This window comes from Janthinobacterium sp. KBS0711 (genome assembly GCF_000988085.1).
Taxonomy (GTDB): Bacteria; Pseudomonadota; Gammaproteobacteria; order Burkholderiales; family Burkholderiaceae_D; genus Janthinobacterium; species Janthinobacterium lividum_E.
In genome coordinates, this window is record NZ_LBCO01000033.1 from 208,400 (window position 1) to 231,266 (window position 22,867).

General features: G+C 63.0%; 24 protein-coding genes. 15 read left to right on the top strand and 9 right to left on the bottom strand.

Going from position 1 to position 22,867, the window contains the following annotated elements:
- Window positions 1-30: 30 nt before the first annotated feature.
- The 4 genes from VM94_RS19600 (at window position 31) to VM94_RS19615 (ending at window position 3,000) form a co-directional block, all read left to right on the top strand.
- Window positions 31-528, top strand: coding sequence for a Dps family protein (locus tag VM94_RS19600; protein ID WP_046684974.1), 498 nt, complete (start codon window positions 31-33; stop codon window positions 526-528).
- A gap of 168 nt (window positions 529-696) precedes the next feature.
- Window positions 697-1,113, top strand: coding sequence for an NfeD family protein (locus tag VM94_RS19605; protein WP_046684975.1), 417 nt, complete (start codon window positions 697-699; stop codon window positions 1,111-1,113).
- 15 nt (window positions 1,114-1,128) lie between these two features.
- The gene (locus VM94_RS19610; RefSeq protein WP_046684976.1) at window positions 1,129-2,073 is read left to right on the top strand and encodes an SPFH domain-containing protein; all 945 of its coding nucleotides are present in this window, start codon (window positions 1,129-1,131) and stop codon (window positions 2,071-2,073) included.
- Between the two features lie 618 nt (window positions 2,074-2,691).
- A complete protein-coding gene (locus tag VM94_RS19615; protein WP_010397665.1) occupies window positions 2,692-3,000 on the top strand; it encodes an H-NS histone family protein in 309 nt (102 codons plus the stop codon).
- A gap of 308 nt (window positions 3,001-3,308) precedes the next feature.
- Here the strand turns inward: VM94_RS19615 and smpB are convergent, their stop codons facing one another.
- Window positions 3,309-3,758, bottom strand: a complete 450-nt coding sequence (gene smpB / locus VM94_RS19620) for an SsrA-binding protein SmpB (RefSeq protein WP_034752217.1) — start codon at window positions 3,756-3,758, stop codon at window positions 3,309-3,311.
- Between the two features lie 93 nt (window positions 3,759-3,851).
- On the opposite strand from smpB, the gene VM94_RS19625 reads away from it, so the two are divergent.
- The 4 genes from VM94_RS19625 to guaA all read left to right on the top strand — a co-directional run bounded on the left by VM94_RS19625 (window position 3,852) and on the right by guaA (window position 7,854).
- Window positions 3,852-4,283 (top strand): type II toxin-antitoxin system RatA family toxin, encoded by a 432-nt coding sequence (locus VM94_RS19625; RefSeq protein WP_046684977.1) that lies wholly within the window; start codon window positions 3,852-3,854, stop codon window positions 4,281-4,283.
- Window positions 4,276-4,581 carry an RnfH family protein gene (locus VM94_RS19630; RefSeq protein ID WP_046684978.1) on the top strand — a complete coding sequence of 102 codons (306 nt, stop codon included), beginning with the start codon at window positions 4,276-4,278 and terminating at the stop codon, window positions 4,579-4,581. Before VM94_RS19625 ends, VM94_RS19630 begins: the two co-directional genes overlap by 8 nt.
- A gap of 135 nt (window positions 4,582-4,716) precedes the next feature.
- Entirely contained in the window at window positions 4,717-6,177 is a 1,461-nt protein-coding gene (gene guaB / locus VM94_RS19635; protein WP_035818200.1) for an IMP dehydrogenase, read from the top strand.
- 66 nt (window positions 6,178-6,243) lie between these two features.
- Window positions 6,244-7,854 (top strand): glutamine-hydrolyzing GMP synthase, encoded by a 1,611-nt coding sequence (gene guaA / locus VM94_RS19640; protein ID WP_035818203.1) that lies wholly within the window; start codon window positions 6,244-6,246, stop codon window positions 7,852-7,854.
- Window positions 7,855-8,017: 163 nt separating this feature from the next.
- Here the strand turns inward: guaA and VM94_RS19645 are convergent, their stop codons facing one another.
- Window positions 8,018-8,548 (bottom strand): ankyrin repeat domain-containing protein, encoded by a 531-nt coding sequence (locus tag VM94_RS19645; protein WP_046684979.1) that lies wholly within the window; start codon window positions 8,546-8,548, stop codon window positions 8,018-8,020.
- Window positions 8,549-8,586: 38 nt separating this feature from the next.
- Window positions 8,587-9,786: a YbfB/YjiJ family MFS transporter gene (locus VM94_RS19650; protein WP_046684980.1), complete on the bottom strand. Its 1,200-nt coding sequence runs from the start codon at window positions 9,784-9,786 to the stop codon at window positions 8,587-8,589.
- Between the two features lie 263 nt (window positions 9,787-10,049).
- Here VM94_RS19650 and VM94_RS19655 point away from each other — a divergent pair, with 263 nt between their 5' ends.
- The 3 genes from VM94_RS19655 to VM94_RS19665 are packed head-to-tail and all read left to right on the top strand — an operon-like array spanning window position 10,050 to window position 11,760.
- Complete coding sequence (locus VM94_RS19655) at window positions 10,050-10,724, top strand: CsgG/HfaB family protein (protein ID WP_046684981.1); 675 nt, start codon at window positions 10,050-10,052, stop codon at window positions 10,722-10,724.
- Window positions 10,725-10,741: 17 nt separating this feature from the next.
- Window positions 10,742-11,101 (top strand): DUF4810 domain-containing protein, encoded by a 360-nt coding sequence (locus VM94_RS19660; protein WP_198511281.1) that lies wholly within the window; start codon window positions 10,742-10,744, stop codon window positions 11,099-11,101.
- Window positions 11,098-11,760, top strand: a complete 663-nt coding sequence (locus VM94_RS19665; protein ID WP_046684982.1) for a DUF799 domain-containing protein — start codon at window positions 11,098-11,100, stop codon at window positions 11,758-11,760. Before VM94_RS19660 ends, VM94_RS19665 begins: the two co-directional genes overlap by 4 nt.
- A gap of 24 nt (window positions 11,761-11,784) precedes the next feature.
- Here VM94_RS19665 and VM94_RS19670 read toward each other — a convergent pair whose 3' ends face one another.
- Entirely contained in the window at window positions 11,785-12,885 is a 1,101-nt protein-coding gene (locus tag VM94_RS19670) for a tryptophan 7-halogenase (protein WP_052755840.1), read from the bottom strand.
- Window positions 12,882-14,747, bottom strand: coding sequence for a LodA/GoxA family CTQ-dependent oxidase (locus VM94_RS19675; protein WP_046684983.1), 1,866 nt, complete (start codon window positions 14,745-14,747; stop codon window positions 12,882-12,884). Before VM94_RS19675 ends, VM94_RS19670 begins: the two co-directional genes overlap by 4 nt.
- 186 nt (window positions 14,748-14,933) lie before the next feature.
- Between VM94_RS19675 and VM94_RS19680 the strand changes: the two genes are divergently transcribed.
- Window positions 14,934-15,599 (top strand): response regulator transcription factor, encoded by a 666-nt coding sequence (locus tag VM94_RS19680; RefSeq protein ID WP_046684984.1) that lies wholly within the window; start codon window positions 14,934-14,936, stop codon window positions 15,597-15,599.
- Window positions 15,593-16,903, top strand: a complete 1,311-nt coding sequence (locus VM94_RS19685) for an ATP-binding protein (protein ID WP_046684985.1) — start codon at window positions 15,593-15,595, stop codon at window positions 16,901-16,903. The genes VM94_RS19680 and VM94_RS19685 overlap by 7 nt, the downstream gene beginning before the upstream one ends.
- 55 nt (window positions 16,904-16,958) lie before the next feature.
- Here VM94_RS19685 and VM94_RS19690 read toward each other — a convergent pair whose 3' ends face one another.
- Complete coding sequence (locus VM94_RS19690; RefSeq protein WP_046684986.1) at window positions 16,959-17,597, bottom strand: NAD(P)H-dependent oxidoreductase; 639 nt, start codon at window positions 17,595-17,597, stop codon at window positions 16,959-16,961.
- Between the two features lie 120 nt (window positions 17,598-17,717).
- Window positions 17,718-18,719, bottom strand: coding sequence for an aldo/keto reductase (locus VM94_RS19695; protein ID WP_046684987.1), 1,002 nt, complete (start codon window positions 18,717-18,719; stop codon window positions 17,718-17,720).
- Window positions 18,720-18,817: 98 nt separating this feature from the next.
- On the opposite strand from VM94_RS19695, the gene VM94_RS19700 reads away from it, so the two are divergent.
- Window positions 18,818-19,705 (top strand): LysR family transcriptional regulator, encoded by an 888-nt coding sequence (locus VM94_RS19700; RefSeq protein ID WP_313902974.1) that lies wholly within the window; start codon window positions 18,818-18,820, stop codon window positions 19,703-19,705.
- On the opposite strand, the gene VM94_RS19705 is transcribed toward VM94_RS19700, so the two are convergent.
- Window positions 19,706-20,791 (bottom strand): ATP-binding protein, encoded by a 1,086-nt coding sequence (locus tag VM94_RS19705; protein WP_046684988.1) that lies wholly within the window; start codon window positions 20,789-20,791, stop codon window positions 19,706-19,708.
- Window positions 20,791-21,546, bottom strand: a complete 756-nt coding sequence (locus VM94_RS19710; protein WP_046684989.1) for a response regulator — start codon at window positions 21,544-21,546, stop codon at window positions 20,791-20,793. Before VM94_RS19710 ends, VM94_RS19705 begins: the two co-directional genes overlap by 1 nt.
- A gap of 133 nt (window positions 21,547-21,679) precedes the next feature.
- Between VM94_RS19710 and VM94_RS19715 the strand changes: the two genes are divergently transcribed.
- Entirely contained in the window at window positions 21,680-22,849 is a 1,170-nt protein-coding gene (locus tag VM94_RS19715; RefSeq protein WP_046684990.1) for an efflux RND transporter periplasmic adaptor subunit, read from the top strand.
- Window positions 22,850-22,867: the final 18 nt, after the last annotated feature.

Here is a 22,867-nt window from a genome sequence, read left to right on the forward strand (position 1 = left end):
TTCCACCAATACATTGAAACAGGAGTTCACATGGCAAGCAAGAAACCGAGCAAAGTTGCAAAGATCGACATCGGCATTTCCGAGGCGGACCGCGCGAAGATTGCGGAAGGCCTGTCCGGCCTGCTGGCCGACAGCTACACCTTGTACCTGATGACCCATAATTTTCACTGGAACGTCAAGGGACCGATGTTCAATACGCTGCACCTGATGTTCATGACGCAATACACGGAACAGTGGGCCGCGCTGGACCTGATCGCCGAGCGCATCCGCGCCCTCGGCTATCCGGCGCCGGGCACCTACAAGGAATTCGTCAAGCTGGCTTCGATCAAGGAAATCGACGGCGTGCCGCCGGCGCTGGAGATGGTCAGCCATCTGGTATCTGCACAGGAAGCGACCGCGCGCACGGCGCGCCGCCTGTTCCCGTTGCTGGAAAAAGCCAATGACCAGCCGACGGCCGACCTGATCACGCAGCGCCTGGATTTGCATGAGAAGACGGCGTGGATGCTGCGCAGCCTGCTCGAGGAATAAACACGGCGCTATTTCTTTCCTGGCTATTGACGCCATCCGGAATTGCGTTAGACTGCTTGTATATAGGTGTTTGGCAAGAATAATATCAGGCAGTACAGCGCATTAAACCCCGTCGCTTATATAGGCTGCGGGGTTTTTTATTTTCGGATTCACAAGGATGGAGGCATCATGGCTGAATGGGTAGGCTGGTTTGTCGCGGCTGGCGCGGTATTGATCCTGGAGCTGTTTACAGGCACGTTTTATTTGCTGATGATCGCCATCGGCGTCAGTGCCGGAGGATTGGTGGCGCTGGCGGGCGGAAATGGCGGCTGGCAGGCCCTGACGGCTGCCATTGTCGGCGTGGCGGCTACCCTGTTATTGCGGCGCAGCCGTTTTGGCAAGGCGGCGCGGCGCGATGCGGCCCAGGATCCGAATGTGAATCTCGATATCGGCCAAAGCGTGGCAGTCGCGCACTGGGTCGATGGTGCGGCGCGTGTCATGTATCGCGGCGCCTTGTGGGATGTGGAACTGATTCCCGGCAGCGATACGCAGGCCGGTCATTACACCATACGCGCCGTGCGCGGCAGCCGTTTGATTGTTGGATAACCTGGAGAATAGATTATGGAAGTAAGCATCGGAAGCATGTCGCTGATCTTGTTATTGCTGGCATTGGTATTTGTCTTCAAGACGGTCAATGTCGTGCCGCAACAGCATGCCTGGGTGGTGGAACGCCTGGGCAAGTTCCATGCGGTGTTGGGCCCTGGCCTGAATATTGTCGTGCCTTTTGTTGACCGTATCGCCTACAAGCATGTGCTCAAGGAAATTCCACTCGATGTGCCGCCGCAGGTGTGCATTACGCGCGACAATACGCAATTGCAGGTCGATGGCATTCTGTATTTCCAGATTACCGATGCCATGCGTGCTTCGTATGGCTCGTCGAATTACATTGCCGCCATTACGCAATTGGCGCAAACGACCTTGCGCTCGGTGATCGGTAAAATGGAACTCGACAAGACATTTGAAGAACGCGACCATATCAATACGGCCATCGTGAATGCCATCGATGAATCGGCGGCGAATTGGGGCGTGAAGGTATTGCGCTATGAAATCAAGGATTTGACGCCGCCCAAGGAGATCTTGCATGCGATGCAGGCGCAGATTACGGCCGAGCGTGAAAAGCGCGCGCTGATTGCCGCTTCGGAAGGGCGCAAGCAGGAGCAGATCAATATCGCCAGCGGCGAGCGCGAAGCGAATATTGCCCGCTCCGAAGGCGAGAAGCAGGCATCGATCAACCGCGCCGAAGGCCAGGCCACAGCCATCGTCGCGCTGGCGCAGGCCAGTGCCGAGGCGCTGCGCCAAGTGGGCGCCGCCATTCGCGAGCCGGGCGGCGAAGATGCCGTCAACCTGAAAGTAGCCGAGCAGTATGTGGGCGCCTTCGCGCAATTGGCGAAAACGAATAACTCGATTATCGTGCCGGCCAATCTTGGTGATATGAGCGGTTTGATCGCCACGGCGATGCAGGTGGTGAAAACCCAGAAGCCGAAAGGCGGCGTGGCGATTCCCTGATTAGCGCTGGCTGGGTGAATAGCAAGTCCGTAGCAAGTTTGTCGTCAATACTGCCCGCTGTATAGCGGGCAGTTTGCATTTGTACCGTCTTGATTATCTGCAGGCAGCAGCGGGGAGTAACTGCGCGTGAATGCTTAATGTTGAAAAATATATTCCTCATGCTATGCTGTGCGCACTTTCGAGATTATGTGCGGTCGTGGTGCTGATTTTTTAATTGGCGTAAAATCTGCCGCATGTGGGTGGTGGTGATTGCTCCGATGCGCGGGCGGCGTTTGGAGGCGATGCCCGATGCACGACAGTATTGGTTCCATGTATATTTTTTTAATTGCAATTTTGAATTACTATAAATTGCAATGGCAGTACTGCAGAATAAACATGGTCGATGGCGCTGTATGCAAACGCCGCCGTGCAAAGCAGGGGTACTTGCGCAGATGGTCCATGTACGATGTCCGCCTCCTTGATTGAAGACGCGCATCGCTTGAAAGCCGGGGAAGTAGGATTTTTGGTAAAAGAATTGTAAAAAACAATCAAATCTTCAGAAAAATCACCTCAGTCGCGTTACAATTGGATAGAATTTAACTGTTCAGTTATATTTTTCAACTCACACAAGGAAATATCATGGATCTGTCCAGCTTATCCCTGTCCGAACTGCGCACCTTGCAGGACGATATCAAGAAGCAAATGAAGAAACGCGAACAGGACGATCTGTCCAAAGCGCGCGAACAAATCCTGGCGATCGCCCAGAGCGTTGGTGTTTCCGTCAAAGATCTGGTTGGTACGGGTATCCGCGCTAAAACCGGCACGGTGGCAGTACGCTATCGCAATCCGGATGATGCGACGCAGCAATGGACTGGCCGTGGCCGTCAACCGAAATGGGTCAAGGAGTGGACCGATTCGGGCAAGTCGCGCGATCTGCTGAAGGTGTAATGTAGTAATACGCCATTCATTCGGATGCTTGTCCTGTGGAGTAGTGCAGGGGTAATACCAGGCAGCATGCAAGCATCCGGAACTTTCCTGATTTATCGTCTTTGGCCAGACAGGCAAAGCTGATTTCCATTGATTATCTCCCCGGTATTTTCGCCAATACCAGTCTTATTTCCGCCGTATCTCTTCCTTTTCCTGTTTTTATCCCGTGGGCTGTGCATTTCCGCTTGTCGCAGGCAATCGGCAAAATAAAACCCGGCATATAGCCGGGTTTGTCGGTGTGGCCGCAGCATGCTGCGCGCAGTGCCGGATCAGCGGCGGTGCGATTTCATTGCCGCCTGCACTTCGCGCGCGCCATCGCGGTCGCGTTCCGCAGCCCGCTTGTCGTGCTGCTTCTTGCCTTTGGCTAGACCGATTTCGCATTTCACGCGGCCGCCCTTGTAGTGCAGGTTGAGCGGCACGAGGGTGTAGCCGGAGCGTTCCACCTTGCCGATCAGTTTATCCATTTCCGTGCGGTGCAGCAGCAGCTTGCGCGTGCGCACGGCTTCCGGATGGATATGGGTGGAGGCGGTCGGCAGGGCGCTGATATGCGCGCCGAACAGGAAGAGTTCATCGCCGCGGACGACGACGTAGGCTTCCTTGATTTGTACGCGGGCGTCGCGGATGGCTTTGACTTCCCAGCCTTCCAGCACGATGCCGGCTTCGTAGCGATCCTCGATAAAGTAGTCGTGGAAGGCTTTTCTGTTGTCTGCTATGGTCATGAGATGGTAAATGTGCGCGGGTCGGTTAAACTACTGTCTCGCGCAAGCGCGATAAAATCAAATGTATCCAACATCATAGCAAATGGTTCTTCAATGGCAGTAGTACATAAATCAGTTTTTCTCGGCTATAGCGCCGAACAAATGTTCGCGCTGGTGGCGGCGGTGGAGGATTATCCCAAATTCCTGCCCTGGTGCGGTGCGGTCGAGATACGCGAGCGGGACGAGAACACGGTTGTCGCCAGCGTGGGCATACATTACCACGGCGTGCGCCAAAGCTTCACCACGTCCAACGAGAACGTGCCGCCGACTTCCATCAAGATGAAGCTGGTGGACGGTCCTTTCAAGACCCTCGATGGCGTGTGGACCTTCAAGGCCTTGCGCGAAGACGCCTGCAAGATCGAACTGGACCTGCACTACGAGTTTTCCAGCCGCGTACTGGAACAGATCATCGGCCCCGTCTTCGGCATGATTGCCAACAGCATGGTCGATTCCTTCTGCAAGCGTGCGGAGACCGTGTATGGCTGAGGCCAGCACGCATGGTATCACCGTGCAAGTCTGCCACGCCTTGCCCGATAGCAGCTTCCTGCGCGCCTTGACAGTGTCAGTGGGCACCACCATCGAGCAGGCGGTGGCGCACAGCGGCTTGCTGCAGGAAATCCCCGGCATCGACCTGGCCGTCAATATGGTCGGCATCTATGGCAAAAAGAAGCCGCTCGATACGGTCTTGCGCGAACATGACCGGGTGGAAGTGTACCGTCCCTTGCAGGCGGACCCGAAGGAGGCGCGCCGGCGCCGGGCTGGCGGCAAGCCCGCCAAGGGCTGAACGGGCTGGGGCTTCACCTTGAGGCCGCTGCCTGGCGCGCGCCATTTTTTGCTATTTTCAAATATCTTTTCTATGCTGCAAGGACGGAGGGCGCTTTTTTCTGTATAATCTGCTTTTGCGCCAATAGGAAATGCTATGCGTCTACTTCAAAAAGCACTCACATTCGATGACGTGCTGCTCGTCCCAGCCTACTCCAACGTTCTGCCCGCCGATACGTCCCTCAAAACTCGCCTGACCCGCAATATCACCCTGAATATTCCCTTGCTGTCCGCAGCCATGGATACGGTGACGGAAGCCCGTCTGGCGATCGCGATGGCCCAGGAAGGCGGCATCGGCATCATCCACAAGAATTTGAATCCGAAGGACCAGGCACGTGAAGTGGCCCGCGTAAAGCGTTTCGAAGCAGGTGTGCTGCGTGATCCGATCACGATTCCGCCGGAAATGAAAATCCGCGACGTGATTGCACTGACGGAACAATACGGCATCAGCGGCTTCCCGGTTGTCAAAGGCAAGGAAGTCGTCGGCATCATCACCAACCGCGATTTGCGCTTTGAGCAGGAACTCGACGCGGAAGCTTCCGCCAAGATGACCCCGCGGGAAAAGCTGGTGGTCGTCAATGAAGACGCCGATACGGCCGAAGCCAAGCGCCTGATGAACAAGCACCGTCTCGAGCGCGTGCTGGTCGTCAACGACGCGTTTGAGCTGCGCGGCCTGATCACCGTCAAGGATATCCAGAAATCGACTTCCCACCCGTTCGCGTCGAAAGACAGCCAGGGCAAACTGCTGGTCGGCGCTGCCGTCGGCGTAGGCGCCAAGGATGAAGAGCGCATCGACCTGCTGGTCGCTGCCGGCGTCGACGTGCTGGTGGTCGACACGGCCCACGGCCACTCGCAAGGCATCCTCGACCGCGTGCGCTGGATCAAGACCAAGTATCCGCAAGTCGAAGTGATTGGCGGCAACATCGCTACCGCCGCTGCCGCCAAGGCGCTGGTGGAATACGGCGCCGATGCGGTCAAGGTCGGCATCGGTCCTGGCTCGATCTGCACCACGCGTATCGTCGCCGGCGTGGGCGTGCCGCAAATCACGGCCATCTCGAATGTTGCCGAGGCACTGGAAGGCACGGGCGTGCCATGTATCGCCGACGGCGGTATCCGCTTCTCTGGCGATATCTCGAAAGCGCTGGCCGCTGGCGCCTCGACCGTCATGATGGGCTCCATGTTTGCCGGTACGGAAGAAGCGCCGGGCGAAGTGATCCTGTACCAGGGCCGCAGCTACAAATCGTACCGCGGCATGGGTTCGCTGGGCGCGATGTCCGATGGTTCGGCTGACCGTTATTTCCAGGACGCCACCATGAAGGCCGACAAGTTCGTGCCGGAAGGTATCGAAGGCCGCGTGGCCTACAAGGGCAGCGTGCTGGCGATCATCTTCCAGCTGGTGGGCGGCGTGCGTCAATCGATGGGTTACTGCGGTTGCGCCACCATCGACGAACTGCGCGAGAAAGCGGAATTCGTGGAAATCACCTCGGCCGGCATGCGCGAGTCGCATGTCCATGATGTGCAGATTACCAAGGAAGCGCCGAATTACCGTTCCGAGTAAATAGCGACACACCAGACCGGCGCCCAGTGCGCCGGTTTTGTAATGACCTCAGATAAAGTCCCCATCATGCATTCTAAAATCCTCATTCTCGATTTCGGTTCCCAAGTCACCCAGTTGATCGCCCGCCGCGTGCGCGATTCCGGCGTGTTTTCCGAAGTCTTCCCGTATGACGTCAGCGACGAATTCGTGCGCAACTATGGCGCCGCTGGCGTGATCCTGTCGGGCAGCCACAATTCCACCCTGGACGGCGACTCGCCGCGCGCGCCGCAAGCCGTGTTCGAGCTGGGCGTGCCCGTGCTGGGCATCTGCTACGGCATGCAAACCATGGCGGCCCAGCTGGGCGGCAAGGTGGAAAACGGCCTGGTGCGCGAATTCGGCTACGCTGAAGTGCGCGCCCGCAGCCACACCAAGTTGCTCAACGGTATCGCCGACTTCGTCACCGACGAAGGCCACGGCATGCTGAAAGTGTGGATGAGCCATGGTGACAAGGTGCTGGAAATGCCGCCAGGCTTCAAGCTGATGGGCAACACCCCGAGTTGCCCGATCGCCGCCATGGCCGACGAAGAGCGCCAGTTCTACGGTGTGCAATTCCACCCGGAAGTGACGCACACGGTGCAGGGTAAGGCCATGCTTGGCCGTTTCGTGCATGAAATCTGCGGCTGCAAATCGGACTGGAACATGCCCGACTACATCAGCGAAGCGGTAGAGAAAATCCGCGCGCAAGTCGGCACCGACGACGTCATCCTGGGCCTGTCCGGCGGCGTTGATTCTTCCGTCGCGGCAGCCCTGATCCATCGCGCCATCGGCGACCAGCTGACCTGCGTCTTCGTCGACCACGGCCTGCTGCGTCTGGACGAAGGCAAGATGGTGATGGACATGTTCGCCAAGAACCTGGGCGTGAAAGTCATCCGCGTCGATGCGGAAGAGCAGTTCATGGGCCACCTGGCCGGCGTCACCGATCCTGAGCAAAAGCGCAAGATCATCGGCCGCGAATTCGTCGAAGTGTTCCAGGTCGAATCGGGCAAGCTGGTCAATGCCAAATGGCTGGCGCAAGGCACGATCTACCCGGACGTCATCGAATCGGCCGGCAAGGGCAAGAAAGGCCAGACCATCAAGAGCCACCATAACGTGGGCGGCTTGCCGGACACCATGAAGCTCAAGTTGCTGGAACCCTTGCGCGAACTGTTCAAGGATGAAGTGCGTAAACTGGGCGTGGCCCTGGGCTTGCCGCATGACATGGTCTACCGCCACCCATTCCCGGGCCCGGGCCTGGGCGTGCGCATCCTCGGCGAAGTCAAGAAAGACTACGCCGACTTGCTGCGCCGCGCCGACGCCATCTTCATCGAAGAATTGCGCAACACGCCGTATGAGCCGGTCGTGGTTCCCGGCTTCGACCAGGATAGCGTGCCGACCAACTGGTACGAAGCGACCAGCCAGGCTTTCGCCGTGTTCCTGCCCGTCAAATCGGTGGGCGTGATGGGCGATGGCCGTACTTACGAATACGTGGTGGCCCTGCGCGCCGTGCAAACGCAAGACTTCATGACAGCCCACTGGGCGCACCTGCCGCACAGCTTGCTGGGCAAGGTGTCGAACCGCATCATCAATGAAGTGCGCGGCATCAACCGCGTCGTCTACGATATTTCGGGCAAGCCGCCGGCGACCATCGAGTGGGAATAATTATCAACCCGGCAGCGTAAGGTAACGCCGGGTCAATGAAACAGCCAAGCCCCTGATTTTTCAGGGGCTTTTTTTTTGCGAAACGAGGTGGCAGGGGTGGCGTGCGGCGGGACCGGCTGTCTACGTCATGCTGCCGCTGAAGGGTTTGCTATGGTCGCCGCATTCACGCCGTCTGCCCCAGGCTGACCAGGCGAGCCAGTGTCTCCTGCGCATTCATGGTCTGGGCCAGCTTGACGGCGTTCATGCCGCGGCTGTCCACGGGGTCGATGCGCGCGCCGTGTTGCAGCAGCAGGTCGAGGATGGCCAGGCGGTTGAACATGGCGGCCATCATCAACGGTGTCTTGCCGTCCGGGCTGGCGCCTTCCACATTCGCGCCGTGCTGGAGCAGCAGGGCGGCGATGTCCAGGTAGCCTTTGTAGGCCACGCCGGCCAGCGGCGTCTGGCCCTGGTCGTTGGGGACGTTGGCGTCGGCGCCCGCTTCGAGCAGCAGGCGCGACGTTTCCAAATGGCCATGGTAGCTGGCCAGCATGATCAGGCTGTCGCCTTTTTCGTTACGGAAGTTGACCGGCACGCCTTGGGCGACCATGGCGCCCAGTTGCTGCGTGTCGCCTTCGCGCACGAGGGCAAACAGGCCCTGGATGAATTCCAGGGTTTCGGCATCCATCGTTGGCGGGAGGTTTCGTGCATCGGTCATCGTGTTCTTTCTGCGAGGGTGGTCAATGTCCTAGTCTACTATGCGGCCGGCGCCAGCGCCTTTTGCCGCGAAGCCAGCGCGGCGCCGATGAACAGGGCGATGGCCGAGGCAATCAAGCCCCGCTCCAGTCCGGCCGGGCCGTCGGCGATCCAGCCGACGACGATGGGGCCAACTATCTGACCCAGCGCGAATACCGTCGTGTAGGCGCTGATGCCGGCCGTCCAGGATCGCTGCGGCAGGTTATGCCGCACCAGGGCCGTGGTCGACGCCACTACCGACAGGAAAACGGCGCCGAAGACGAGGCCGGAGAGGAACACGACTGGTACAAAATTCGTCAGTGCGGGCAGGATGGTGACTGCGCCCAGCACGCCGTTCAGGATCGCCAGCGATTCGCCGCCCTTGTAGCGGTCGAGCATGCGGGCCCAGATGCGCGACGACGCCACCACCGCAAGGCCCAATACAGTGTAGAAAACGGTGATCAGGGTGGCGCTCATGCCTTGCTGCTTGAGCAGGGCGATGACGAAGGTCATGTAGCCGATGTAGCCGACGCCAAACATGAAATAGCCGGCCAGGCTGGGGGAAAAGTCGCGCCAGGCGAAGCGCCGCGGCGTGTCGAGGGCGCGCGGCGCTTCGCCGATCGCCTTGGCCGGCAGTGCCATGATGGCGGTGGCGAGCAGGCAGGCGACACCCAGTGCCAGCCAGGGCCATTGCCACGCATGCGCGGCGCCGTGGTCTTGCGCGGCGGCCAATGCGGCCGGCACCAGCAGGGCTGACAGCGCGATGCCAAAGCCCGTGCCGCCGTAATACAGGCCGATGTAGAAGCCTGCGCGCTGGCTGTGCATGGAACCGAGCCGCGCCGCCAAGACGCCGCCGGCGATGAAAATGAAAGCGCTGGCCACGCCCGCGCACACGCGCTGCAGGAACAGGGCCGTCGTATCGCTGACGAGGCCCGACATCAGCATGAAGAAACTGGCCAGCACGGAACCGATGATCAGCAGGCGCCACACGCCAAGGCGGCGCATCAGCGCGGGCGTGGCCAGGGCGCCGAGAAAATAGCCGAGCGCATTGAAGGTGTTCATGGCCCCGGCCAGCAGGTAAGACCAGCCCAGGTCGGCACGCATGGGCGGCAGCAGCAAGCCATAGGAAAAGCGCGACAGGCCCAGGGCGACGGCGGCGCCCAGCGAGAGCGCCAGCGCGGTGGCCAGCGGGTGGGACGGGGAATGTTCGTGTGTCGGCATGGCCTGAGACCCATCCAGGTAGGGGAAAGCGTGGGTGGAAGTGGCGCTGACGACACGCATTTTTACTACTAAGTTAATGAATCGGACCAGGGAAGTCAAGCAGGGGCACGTCTGTATGTGGCGGGCAACAATGTAATCTTTGTCATCGTTACTTTTGGAGAGAATTGTGAGACTTGCAATCTCATATAATTGCAATCAGGAAATTAACTTGCCAAAATTCAATTTTGCAGCTGACTTCTGATCCTCCATATCTTAAGGGCACTATGAACAAGAATAAACCTGGCGCGTTGTTGATCGCAGCGCTGATTGGCGCGGCGTTGGCTGGCTGCGCTTCCGAATCGTCCCAAGCCCTGGCTGTTCCCACAGTCGCCAGCGCGGCCCGACCTTATGTTGGCCCACGCACCCTGATCGCTGTCGGCAAGTTCGACAACCGCTCCAACTTCATGCGCGGCATCTTTTCCGATGGCGTCGACCGCCTGGGCAGCCAATCGAAAACGATTTTGATTGCGCACCTGCAGACGTCCAACCGTTTCAACGTCCTCGACCGCGACAACATGGCCGAGCTCAAGCAGGAAGCCGACTTCAAGAAACAAGGCCAGAACATCAAGGGCGCGGACTTCGTTGTCACGGGCGATGTGACCGAATTCGGCCGCAAGGAAGTGGGCGACAAGCAATTGTTCGGCATCATGGGCCGCGGCAAGACCCAAGTGGCGTATGCCAAGGTTACCTTGAACGTCGTCAATATCGCTACGTCTGAAGTCGTGTTTTCGGCCGGCGGCGCCGGCGAATACAGCCTGTCGAACCGTGAAGTGCTGGGTTTTGGCGGCACCGCCAGCTATGACGCCACCCTCAACGGCAAAGTCCTGGACCTGGCCATGCGCGAAGCGGTCGAGCGCCTGGTGGCTGGCGTCGAAGCGGGCGCATTGCGCAAACAATAAGGTATCCCATGAAAATAATGATGAACAAGGGCGCAGCCCTGCTGGCCATGCTCGCCTGTGCCGCCCTGACCGGTTGCGCCACGCAATCGAAGACCCTGTACCAATGGGAAGGCTACCAGCCGCAAGTGTATGAATACCTGAAAGGCGAAAGCCCGGAGCAGCAGATGGCCGCCATGGAAAAAGACCTGCAAATGATCGCTGCGAAAGGCAATCATGCGCCGCCGGGCTTCCATGCCCACCTGGGCATGCTGTACTCGATCGCTGGCAAGCCGGAGCAGGTCGCCGCGCAATTCGAAGACGAGAAGAAACTGTTCCCGGAATCGACGCCGTACATGGACTTCCTGTTGGGTAAATTGAAAAAAGGCGAAAAATTATGATGTCGCGCATGTTGAAAATGGCCCTGTGCCTGGGTCCCGCCATCTTCATGGTCGGTTGCGCCACCAAGCAGGCGGCATACGATTACACCGCCTTCAAGGCAGCCAAGCCCCGCTCGATCGTGGTCTTGCCGCCGTTGAACAATTCGCCGGAAGTCAATGCCGGCAACAGCGTCTACGCGCAAGTAACGTATCCGCTGGCAGAAGCGGGTTACTACGTGCTGCCGGTGGCCGTGGTCGGTGAAACCTTCAAGCAGAACGGCTTGACGAACGCGGCCGATATCCACGGCGTCGATGCGAAAAAGCTCAACGAGATCTTTGGCGCCGATGCGGGCCTGTACGTGACGATCTCCAAGTACGGCACGACGTACGCCGTGATCGACAGCGTGACGGTGGTGTCGGTTGATGCCAAGCTGGTCGACCTGAAGACGGGCGCCTTGCTGTGGCAGGGCGCGGCCAGCGCGTCCAGCAATGAAGGCAATAACAGCGGTGGCGGCGGCTTGATCGGCGCGCTGGTGACGGCGGCGGTCAAGCAGATCATCAACACCAGCACCGATGCCAGCCATCCTATCGCCGGCACGGCGAATGCGCGGCTGCTGTCGGCCGGCGTGCCGAACGGCCTGCTGTACGGTCCCCGTTCGGAACGCTATCTGGCGCAGTAAGTGTAATACCAGGCCCTGCACTGTTCAGGGCCTGTCGCCTGGCCGGCGCCGGCTCCAGAACGGCGCCGTCGGCCAGCGCGTTTCCTGGCCGTAGCAGTACGCCAGGTGGCGCTCGTATGCGGCGCCGATGGCGGCCAATTCCCCATTGTAGTGTTGGCAGGCTTGCAGCTCTCCCTGCAGCGTGCGGTCGGCGGCCTCGGCCGCGGCCAGGCCCGTGTACAGGGCGTTGAAGATACCTTGCGACGACAGTGGATCGAAGCTCAGGGCGGCGTCGCCGACGGCGAACCAGCCTGGGCCCGCGCCGGCGTCCAGGCTGGCCGTATGGGCGGGCGTGGCCATGGCGAGGGTATCGGCCGCATAGCCTTGCTGCTCCAGCAATTCCCCCGTGGCGGGCAGTCGGCGCGCCGCCGCTTCCAGCCAGCCGGCGTCGTGCAGGGCGTCGCTGGCGAGCAAGTCCGCATCCGTATGCAGGGCCAGCACGCGGCGCTGGCCGGGCAGGGGCGCGCTGTACCACCAGCCGTGTTCGCAAGCTTCGATGTGGGCCAAGCCCCGCGCCGATGGTGTCCGGTCATGCCCGTATTGCCATACTGAAACCAGCCGGTCGCCGCGCTGGCGCCGCGCCCCGACTTTGCGGGCCAGCCAGGCGCTGCGTCCCGTGGCGTCGATGACGATGCGCGCGGCCGCGTCGCAGGGGCCATGCTGCGTTTGCAGCCGTACTCTCCAGCCGCCATCCTCGGGCGTGATGCCCGCGACTGTGGCCGAAGCCAGCAGGGCGGCGCCGCGCCGACGCGCCTCGTCGCGCAGCCACAGGTCGAAGGTGCCGCGCGCCAGGTGCCAGCCGTGCCCATCGGGATCGCTGAGGAAATGGTGTTCCGTCCAGGCGCCGTTCCACCAGGCGCGGTTGCCGTGGTAGGGCGCATGGCCCTGCCGCAGGAAGGCGTCAAGCAATCCCATGTCCTGCAGCAGGCGCGCAGCGGCCGGCGGCAGCGATTCGCCGATGCGCGCCAGCGGTACGGCCAGCCGGTCGACCAGCAACACCCGGTGCCGTCCCGCCAGGTTCAGGGCGGCCGTGGCGCCGGCCGGACCGGCGCCAACGATGAGCACGTCGGCCTGCAGCAAGGTCACAAGCGGTACCGCTGCAGATGGCGCGCTTTTTCCGTGCCCTCCAGGTCGACGTCGACGAACTCGTCCGGTATGGCCGCTGTCGCACGCAGCTGGTGCTTGCCGGCTACCGGCGGCGGCAGGTTTTCCACCTGCAGGAAGGTGGGGAAGCCGGTCACGTCCGTGGGACCGGGCCGCACCTCGACCACACCCACTTGCGCCAGGTCGCCGATCATGTTGTTGATCTGTTCTTCATAACTGATGTTGCCCAGTGGACGTATCCACGCGGCGCGGCGGGCAAAAGCGGCCAGGCGGTCGTCGACGGGCACTTCGCGGTTCATCACCGTGTCGTAGGCCAGCTTGCTCATCACCTGGTTGGGCACGCGCGCGGGCCAGAACGTGGGCACGTAGGGATCGTAGTCGGACTGGTAGCCGGAGCGGCAGCTGGCCGTGTCCGTCTGCCATGGCACGGCCATCCAGCGCGTCACGCCGCCGGCGATCTGCGCCGAGCAGGGGCTGCCGATATTGTCCGGCGTCAGGACGGCGCCGTAATCGGGCTCGACCCAGCCCGGCGGCCGGTGCGCTAGGCGGAACGGCGCGCTGTACATGCTGGCCTGTCGCATGGGCCAGGTCATTTCGCAGCCCGGGTGGAAGGCGTCGGCCAGGCAGAACTCCATGGCCGCGCGCAACAGGGTGTCCGGTTGCTGCGCCACGTCCACCTCGGCCAGGCTTTGCGGCGGCACCTTGCCGGGTGCGTAGTCGTCCGTGAACTTGCCGTCGGCCCATTGCTTGAGGAAGCGCAATTGCAGATTGCTCAGCGCGCAGTTCTGGCGCGGCGTGTCTGCCGGCGGGATGGCCATCGCATCGCCATACAGCCACGGCCACGGCGATGGCGCCCAGGCGTCGCGCTCGAACTGGCGGAACTGGTTATAGATGACGTTGCGCCACTCCCTGCGGTTTTCGGACGGGCTGGACAGGCGCGCCATCCATTCGTCGCGGCTGAACGGCGTGCTGCCGTCCCAGCCGAAGGCGGCCGCGAAGCCCGCGTTGACCCATTGCAGGTTCGACAGGCGCTCGAAAATGGGGCGGATATCGTCCTGGAACGAGGGAAGGGCAGGCGCGGCAATTTTGCCTTCGGAAACAAACAAGTCGCGCATCAAGTCCCACATGGTGCGCACGGACTTTTGCTGCGGCGCATAATCGGGCGGCGCGACGACCACCCAGGCCATGTCGACGGGCAAAGCCTGGCCCTGATAGCTGACCTTGGCGCAGACGGGGCCGTCGGACGTGTCGTCATGCCAGCCTTCGTTGTTGGCGAAGGTGATGGCGCGCGCGCCATTCCACGAGGCCGACTTGCCATGGCCGCCCAGCACGATCAGCCGTCCCATGGCGTCCGTCTGCAATTCGCCCAGGTAGACGGGCGTGCCCAGGAAGCTGCCGCTGTCGAAGGCGACGGCCGACTGTTCCTTGCCGCTGATCTTGCGCTCGCCCGGCGTGATGGACAACTGCGCGCGGTCCGTGACGGCCATGTTGCGCAGGAACGAGGGCTGGGTGACGTGTGCCTCCGGAATATCGAGCGCGATCTGGAACTGGTACCACGCCGCCTTGGTGTTGGCCAGGGTGACGGCCCATTCGATGTCGGCATTGCTTGCGTTCAATTCGGCCACGGCCACGCCGGCGGCATTCAGACCATAGATGCGAAAGCTTGCCGCCTGGCGCTTGATGGCTCCGGACGCATCGCGGTAGTACCCGGCCGGGCGCGCCGCCGGTTCCGGCACTTCCGGTCCCAGAAAGTATTCGCTGGGACTGTTGCCCACGCGGGCAATGCCGATGGGCGGATAAATCGCCGCCCTGACGATGACGGTATCTTGGGTGGAACTGGACATGGCAGGCCTTTCCAGATGCGTGGAGGGAAGGAAAATATACCGCATAAAAAACGCGCCAAATGCGCACATAGTCACCGCATCGTGAATTCCTGCGAGGGGCGGCCGACACATGCTGCGGCCTCGGCCAGACCCGCTTTTTCCAGCCACGTTAAGATAGCGGTATTTTCAAGACTGCGAGAGGTCCAGGTGCGCGTGTTGCTGGTGGAGGACGATCCGATGATCGGGGAAAGCCTGGTCGAGGGCTTGCGCGGCGAGTGCTATGCCGTGGACTGGGTGCGCGACGGCCACGATGCGGAGCTGGCGCTGGCCGGTTTCGCCTACGATCTGATGCTGCTGGACCTGGGCTTGCCCGGCAAGGAGGGCATGGAGGTGCTGCGCAGCATGCGCGCGCGGGGCGCCGAGTTGCCCGTGCTGATCATCACGGCGCGCGACGGCACGCCGGCCCGCGTCGACGGGCTCGACAGCGGCGCCGACGATTACCTGGTCAAGCCGTTCGACCTCGACGAGCTGCTGGCGCGCATCCGCGCGCTGCTGCGGCGCCGGGTCAGCCGTTCGCGCTCCGTCATCGAGCATGGCGCGCTGATACTCGATTTGGCCAGCCACGACGTCACGTTCGAGGGAGAACTGATCAAATTGCCGCCGCGCGAGTTTTCCGTGCTGCGCGCCTTGCTCGACCATCCGGGCAAGGTGGTGTCGAAGCGTCAGCTGAGCGAGAAGCTGTATGGCTGGGATTGTGAAGTGGAAAGCAATACCGTCGACGTGTACGTGTACCAGCTGCGCAAGAAGTTCGGCGCGGACTGCATCCAGACCGTGCGCGGCGTGGGCTACAAGATGCGGCTGGCAGCATGCTGACCATCCGCCGCCAATTGCTGCTCGGTTTGCTGGCCGCCACCTTGCTGTGCGTGCTCGGCGCCGGCATTTCGCTGTTCCGCTCGCTGCTGGAAGAAACCAATGAGCTGGCCGACTTGCAGCTGCGCCAGCTGGCCGTGGCCTTGCCCGACGAGTTCGAGCCGCAGGCGGGCCTGGCCGCCGCGCAAGACCCGGAAGAAGCGTTCGTGCTGCAGGCGTGGGACGAGGATGGACAGCCCTTGCCCGTCCTGCAGGGCCAGCCGGCATTGCCGCGCTATGCGCTGGCCGGCTTTGCCGATGTCACATTGCACGGCGAGGACTGGCGCCTGTATGGCGAGACGCGGCGCGGCCGCTACGTGCAGGTGGCGCAGGCGCAGGCCGTGCGCGACCAGCTGGCATGGCAGATGACCACGCGCGCCGGCGCGCCGCTGCTGGTGTTCGCGCTGATCCTGGCGCTGCTGATCGTCGCCGTCGTGGGGCGCGCGCTGGCGCCGCTGCACCGGCTGGCCGAATCCGTGGCGGGACGCTCGCCGGACGCCTTGACGCCGCTGGCGGCCGACGACATGCCGCCCGAACTGCGGCCCGTGGCGCTGGCGTTGAATAGCCTGATGGGGCAGTTCGAGGCGGCGCTGACGGCGCAGCGCACCTTTGTCGCCGATGCCGCGCATGAATTGCGCTCGCCGCTGACGGCGCTGAAACTGCAGTTGCAAGTGGCCGAGCGGGCCGGCAGCGAGGAGGAACGCCGCGTGGCGCTGGCACGGCTGCACGAACGGCTGGACCGCAGCACGCACCTCGTGCGGCAACTGCTCAGCCTGGCGCGCCATGAAACGGCGCTCACGGCCAGCCAGCTGCACACGGTGGACCTGGGCCAATTGCTGGAAGCGGCCGTGGCCGACCACAGCGCACTGGCCGACAGCCGCGACATCGACCTGGGCGTGCTGGAAACGCCGCCGGCCAGGGTGCTGGTGCAAGCAGATCCCGACGGCTTGCAAGTGTTGCTGAATAACCTGATCGACAACGCCTTGCGCTACACGCAGCAGGGCGGCAGGGTCGATTTGCAGGCGGCGCTGGAAGAGGGCAGGCCGCTGCTGCGTGTGTCCGACAACGGCCCCGGCGTGCCGCAACAGCACCATGCGCGCCTGTTCGACCGCTTTTTCCGCCCCGACGGCAACGACGCCTGGGGCTGCGGCCTGGGCTTGTCCATCGTGCGCCACATCGCCGAGCACCACCAGGCCGACATCGCGCTGGCCGAAGGCGAGGCGGGGCGGGGACTGCAGGTGACGGTGCGTTTTCCGCAGGCGGCGTGAATGAAAAAAGCGGATGCCGGTGAGGGCATCCGCTTTTCAGTCACAAACGAGGCGCTTAGGCCAGCTCGGTGATGAATTGCTCGCGCGCAGGGCGCACTTTTTTCAGGTCCACCAGCCAGTCGCCTTCGTCGGCGCGGTAGCCGAGCGGCAGCATGACGACGGAGCGCAGGCCTTTTTCGCGCAAGCCCAGGATCTCGTCGACCTTGGCCGGATCAAAACCTTCCATCGGCGTCGAATCGACTTTTTCCTGCGCTGCGGCGATCAGGGCCGTACCCACGCCGATGTACGCCTGGCGCGCCGCGTGCTGGTAGTTGGTTTCCGCATCGCGCTGCGGATACGCGGCCAGGATTTGCTGGCGGTACGCTTCCCAGCCTTCGTTTTTGAAGCCGCGCACTTCATTGACCAGGTCAAAGCGCGCGTTGATGCGTTCTACCGTGTAGTTGTCCCAGGCGGCAAATACCAGCAGGTGCGAGGCGTCCGTCACTTGCGACTGGTTCCATGCGTGCGGCTTGATCTGCTCGCGCAGGGCCGGATTCGTCACGACGAAGACTTCGTAAGGATGCAGTCCGCTGGAGCTGGCCGTCAGGCGCACGGCTTCCAGAATGCGCTCGACCTTGTCTTGCGGCACCGTTTTCGTCGGGTCCATTTTCTTGGTGGCGTAGCGCCATTGCAGTGTTTCGAGCAAATCGGACATATAAATCCCTTTCATAATGAATAGTTCAGATTGGAAATGATAGCGGATTCAGGCATTTCAAGTGCAAAGGGGCAAAGAATTGCTTGTCATACTCAAGCTAGCGCACTCCAGCATGATTGTCTACAGGCCAACCATGGCAAGCTCCACGTCCGGGTAGCGCGCACCCTGTACGCTGGCGGGCGCAATGGCGGCGCCGATGGCGGCCAGCTCGGCGTCGCTCAGGGTGATCTGCGCGGCGGCCACGTTTTCTTCCAGGTGGACCAGGCTGCGGGCGCCGGGAATCGGCACGATGTCGGTACCTTGCGCCAGCAGCCAGGCCAGGGCCAATTGCGCCGCCGTGGCGCCGCGCGCGGCCGCCAGGCGCTGCAATTCGGCAACGAGGTGGGCGTTGGCCGCCATCGCGGGCGGCTGGAAGCGGGGCAGGCTGTGGCGGTAATCGTCTGGCGCCAGCGCGGCGCCGGATGTGAGTTGTCCCGTCAGGAAGCCCCGGCCCAGCGGGCTGTAGGGCACGAAGCCGACGCCCAGTTCGCGGCAGGCGGGGAGTACGTCGGCTTCCACGTCGCGGCTCCACAGCGAGTATTCGGACTGGACGGCCGCAATCGGGTGCACGGCGTGGGCGCGACGCAGGGTGGCGGCCGACACTTCCGACAGGCCCAGGTGGCGTACCTTGCCTGCCCGCACCAGATCGGCCATGGCGCCGACCACGTCTTCGATGGGCACGGCGGGGTCCACGCGGTGCTGGTACAGCAAGTCGATGCACTCGATGCCGAGCCTCGACAGCGACGCTTCCACGGCCCGGACGACGTGCTCGGGGCGGCTGTCGACGCCCGCCATGCGTTCCACGCCCTGGCCGTGAGGCAAGATCTTGAAGCCGAACTTGGTGGCGATGTGGACCTTGCCGCGCAGTTCCTTCAGGGCGCGGCCTACCAAGTCCTCGTTGGCGTAGGGACCGTAGACTTCCGCCGTGTCGATCAGGGTCACGCCCAGTTCCACGGCGCGGTGCAGCACGCGCAGCGAGGTGGCGTCGTCCGCGCCGCCGTAGGCAAAGCTCATGCCCATGCAGCCCAGGCCGATGGGGGCGACGCGCAAGCCGGAGTTGCCCAGTGTTCTGTGATTGTCCATTGCATTCCTCTTTAATAGTTGGAACACAGAGTATGGGCGGGCGCACAGCATGCGATAAGATAGCTTATCCTGCATGTATTGCTGAATGAAACTCATGAATGATGGCTGACCTCAACGAATTGACGGCCTTTGCCGCCGTCGCCCGCCTGCGCAGTTTTCGCAAGGCGGCCCTGGAACGGGGCGTGTCCGCCTCCGCCCTTAGCCATGCGCTACGCGCGCTGGAAGAGCGGCTGGGCGTGCGCCTGCTCAACCGCACGACGCGCAGCGTCACGCCGACGGAGGCGGGCCAGTTGCTGCTGGCGCGGCTGGCGCCGGCCATGCGCGAAATCGACGATGCCTTGCTTGACTTGAGTACCTTGCAGGATGTGCCTGCAGGCAAGCTGCGCCTGAACGTGCCCCGTCCGGCCGCCCGCTTGCTGCTCGCGCCCATGCTGGCCAGTTTTGTCGCCCGCTATCCGCGCGTGCAGGTCGAAGTGGTGACCGATGACGGCATGATCGATATCGTGCGCGACGGTTTTGACGCGGGCATCCGCTTCGGCGAGCAGGTGGCGGCCGACATGATCGCCGTGCCCGTGGGCGCGCCGCAACCGTTCGTGGTGGTGGCGTCGCCCGCCTACCTGGCCGCGCATGGCGCGCCAGCCACGCCGCGCGCGCTGCTGAACCACGCCTGCATAGGCCGGCGTTTTCCCAGCGGGCGCCAGTATGCGTGGGAGTTCGAGCAGGCAGGCGAGGGCGTCAGCATCGCCGTCGGCGGGCCGCTCGTGTTCGATGACGATGAATTGATGCTGCGCGCGGCCCGCGATGGCGCGGGGCTGGCGTATGTGTACGAGGCCGATGCGCGCGCCGATATCGCGGCGGGCCGCCTGGCGTGCGTGCTGGAGAGTTGCCTGCCGCCGCCGCCCCGTTATTTCCTGTACTACCCGAGCCGGCGGCAGATGCCGGCCGTTTTGCGCGCCTTTGTCGACATGCTGCGCGCGCCGGCGTAGTTAGCCAGCGGGCGGCGGCGCCGCATGCTCGACCGGCCACTTGATGGTGAACAGGCTGCCGCCCGCCTTGCCACGCGTGCAGACGGCGCTGCCGCCGTGGGCGCGGGCGATGGCCTCGACCACGGCCAGCCCCAGTCCGCTGCCCGCGTTCAGGTCGACCCTGGCGCTGTCGCCGCGGCGGAATGCTTCGAACACGTACGGCGCCAGTTCGTCGGCAATGCCGGGACCCGCATCCTCGACGCTCAGATAATACTGGCCGGCCAGCACGCGGGTGCGCACGCGCAGCAGGCCCGGATGCGCATAGCGGCGCGCGTTGTCGAGCAGGGCCAGCACGATTTGCCGGATGCGCGCCGCGTCGCAGCAGACGGGATGGTCGGACAGGTGCAGTTGCAGGGTAAAACCGGCCGCTTCCATTTCCTGCGCCAGCAACCGGCCCACTTCCTCGATTTCCAGGGTCAGGTCCGTCCACGCCATGCGCAGCTGCATGTGGCCGCTGTCGGCCAGGCTCAGGGTGCGCAAATCCTCGATCAGGCGGCCCAGATCTTCGACTTGCGCCAGCAGGCTGGAAAACGGCACTTCCTCGGGTTTGAAGACGCCGTCGACGACGCCTTGCAAGGTGCCGCGCAGGATAGTCACGGGCGTGCGCAGTTCGTGCGCGATGGCCGCGTTCCACGTTTCGCTTTCCTTGGCCGCCCGCTGCAGGCGCTCGGCCATGCTGTTGAAGTCATCGACCAGCATGGCCGTCTCGCCCAGGCTGCGGTCGCCCGCGAAGGCGCGCGCGGACAGGTCGCCATGGGCCACGCGGCGCACGCTGTCCATCACGGAGTTGATCGGTTTGAGGATGCGCGAAGCCAGCTTGAGGGCGAAAAACGCGGCCAGGCCCAGGCCGAAGATGGTGATGGCGAAGATCCACAGCCATTCGGCCGTCGTCGGCGACCAGTCGTCCGGCTCGGACAGCATGCCGGGATCGATCTTGAAGGCGATGGCGAAGAAGGTCCAGGAACCGATCCAGATGATCAGGATGCTGCACACCATCAGCACGGACATCGACAGGATGATCTGCCGGTTCAAGCCTGTGAAGCGCATCAGAGATCGCTTTCCAGGCGGTAGCCTACGCCGCGCAGGCTGGCCGGCATGTTCATCACGCCCGCTTCTTCCAGTTTCTTGCGCAGCTTGCTGACGTGGCTGTCCACCGTGCGTTCCATCGAATTGCTCTCGGGCATGCACGACTCGAGCAATTCCAGGCGGCTGCAGACGCGCCGCGGCGTGCGCGCCAGGTGGGCCAGCAGGCGAAATTCAGTCAACGTCAGGCTGAGCATGAGAGGCTGGGCCATGCCATCCTGCAGCACGCTGGCCACATAGGTTTCCTGGTCGATTTCGATGGGGCCGCAGCGCAGGCGCTGGCCGCCCACCGGGTGGTGGCGCACGCGCGAGCGGCGCAGCACGGCCGCCACGCGGGCCACCACTTCGGCCGGATTGAAGGGCTTGATGATGTAGTCGTCGGCGCCCACGCGCAGGGCGGCCAGTTTGTCCGCATCCTGGTCGCGCGCCGTCAGCATGATGACGGGCGTCTCGCCGCGCCGCCGCACTTCGGCCAGCACGCCCCAGCCATCCACACGGGGCATTTGCACGTCGAGCAGCAGCAGGTCCGGCGCCAGCGCCAGGTGCTGCTGCAGCGCTTCCTGGCCATCGTGCGCAAAGGCCGTGCGGTAGCCGTCGCGCTCGAGGTAGCCGGCGAGAATGCGGGCGATTTGCGGTTCATCTTCGGCGATCAGGACGAGAGCGGAAGGCGGCGTGGTGGCAAGGAAGGAGGGCTGGCTGGCGCTGTGATGATAGTTCATGCAATTAGTCTAGCATTCTTCGCTGTCTCCATCGAATCTCCACATTTCTTTGACGGAACATCCACGTTGGCCTTCTATGCTCTTGTTATCTGTCGACCGGACTGCCGGTTGGGATCAGCCATAGAGAAAAGTCATGCCAGTAAAGTACCTCACCAGGAAAAACACGTTGATCGCCGCGGCACTGCTCAGTCTTGCCGCCTGTTCCAAGCCTGCGCCGGAAGAAGGCGCCGCGCCGCCCGCCGCCGTCACGGTGCTCAAGCTGCAAGCGGCGCCCGTCGTCCTCAGCGACGAATTGCCGGGCAGGGTGGCCGCCTTCCGCACGGCCGACATCCGTCCGCAGGTGGGCGGCATCGTGCTGCGCCGCCAGTTCGAGCAGGGCGCCGAAGTGAAAGCGGGACAGAAGCTGTTCCAGCTCAATCCGGCGCCGTTCCAGGCGGACGTCGATTCGGCCGCCGCCGCCCTGCAGCATGCGGTGGCCACGGCAAACCGCGCCAGCAGCCAGGCCGACAGGTTAAAACCGCTGGTGGAAGCGGACGCCATCAGCCGCCAGGCGTATGACGACGCCGTGGCCCAGCGCGAGCAAGCCGTGGCCACCGTGGCGCAGGCGCGTGCCGCCCTGGCGCGGCGCCGCCTGGACCTGGCCTTTGCCAGCATCGAAGCACCGATTGCCGGACGCATCGGCTCCGAACTGGTGACGGAAGGGGCGCTCGTGGGCCTGGCCGATGCGACGCCGATGGCGCGCATCCAGCAGATCGACAAGGTGTATGTCGACGTGCGCCAGCCGGCCGCCGCGCTGGCCGCCTTGCAAGCCTCGGGCAACGGGGGCGCGGACAAGCTGCCCGTGACCATTTTGGGGGCCGATGGCCAGCCGCACCCCGTCACGGGCCGCATCCTGTTCTCGGGCATCAGCGTCGATGCGGGCACGGGCGACGCCGTCATCCGCGTGCTGGTCGACAATCCGCAGCGCCAGCTCTTGCCTGGCATGTTCGTGCGCGCCCGCATCGCCCGCGCCGTGCAGGCAAATGGCGTGCTGCTGCCGCAGCAGGCCGTCTTGCACAGCAGCGGCGGCCAGGCGCAGGCCTGGGTCCTCGATGGCACGAACAAAGCGAGCCTGAAAACCATCGCCGTGGGTGATGTGATCGACCACCAGTACGTAGTCAACGGCGGCTTGAAGGCGGGCGAAACCGTCGTCATCGAAGGCCAGGAACGCTTGCAGCCGGGCGCCACCGCCGCGCCGCAGCCGTGGAAGCGTGCCGCCGCCGTGGCTGCAACTGCGGCAACTGCTGCCGCCAAGGTGCATTGATGCGCCATTTGAATACCA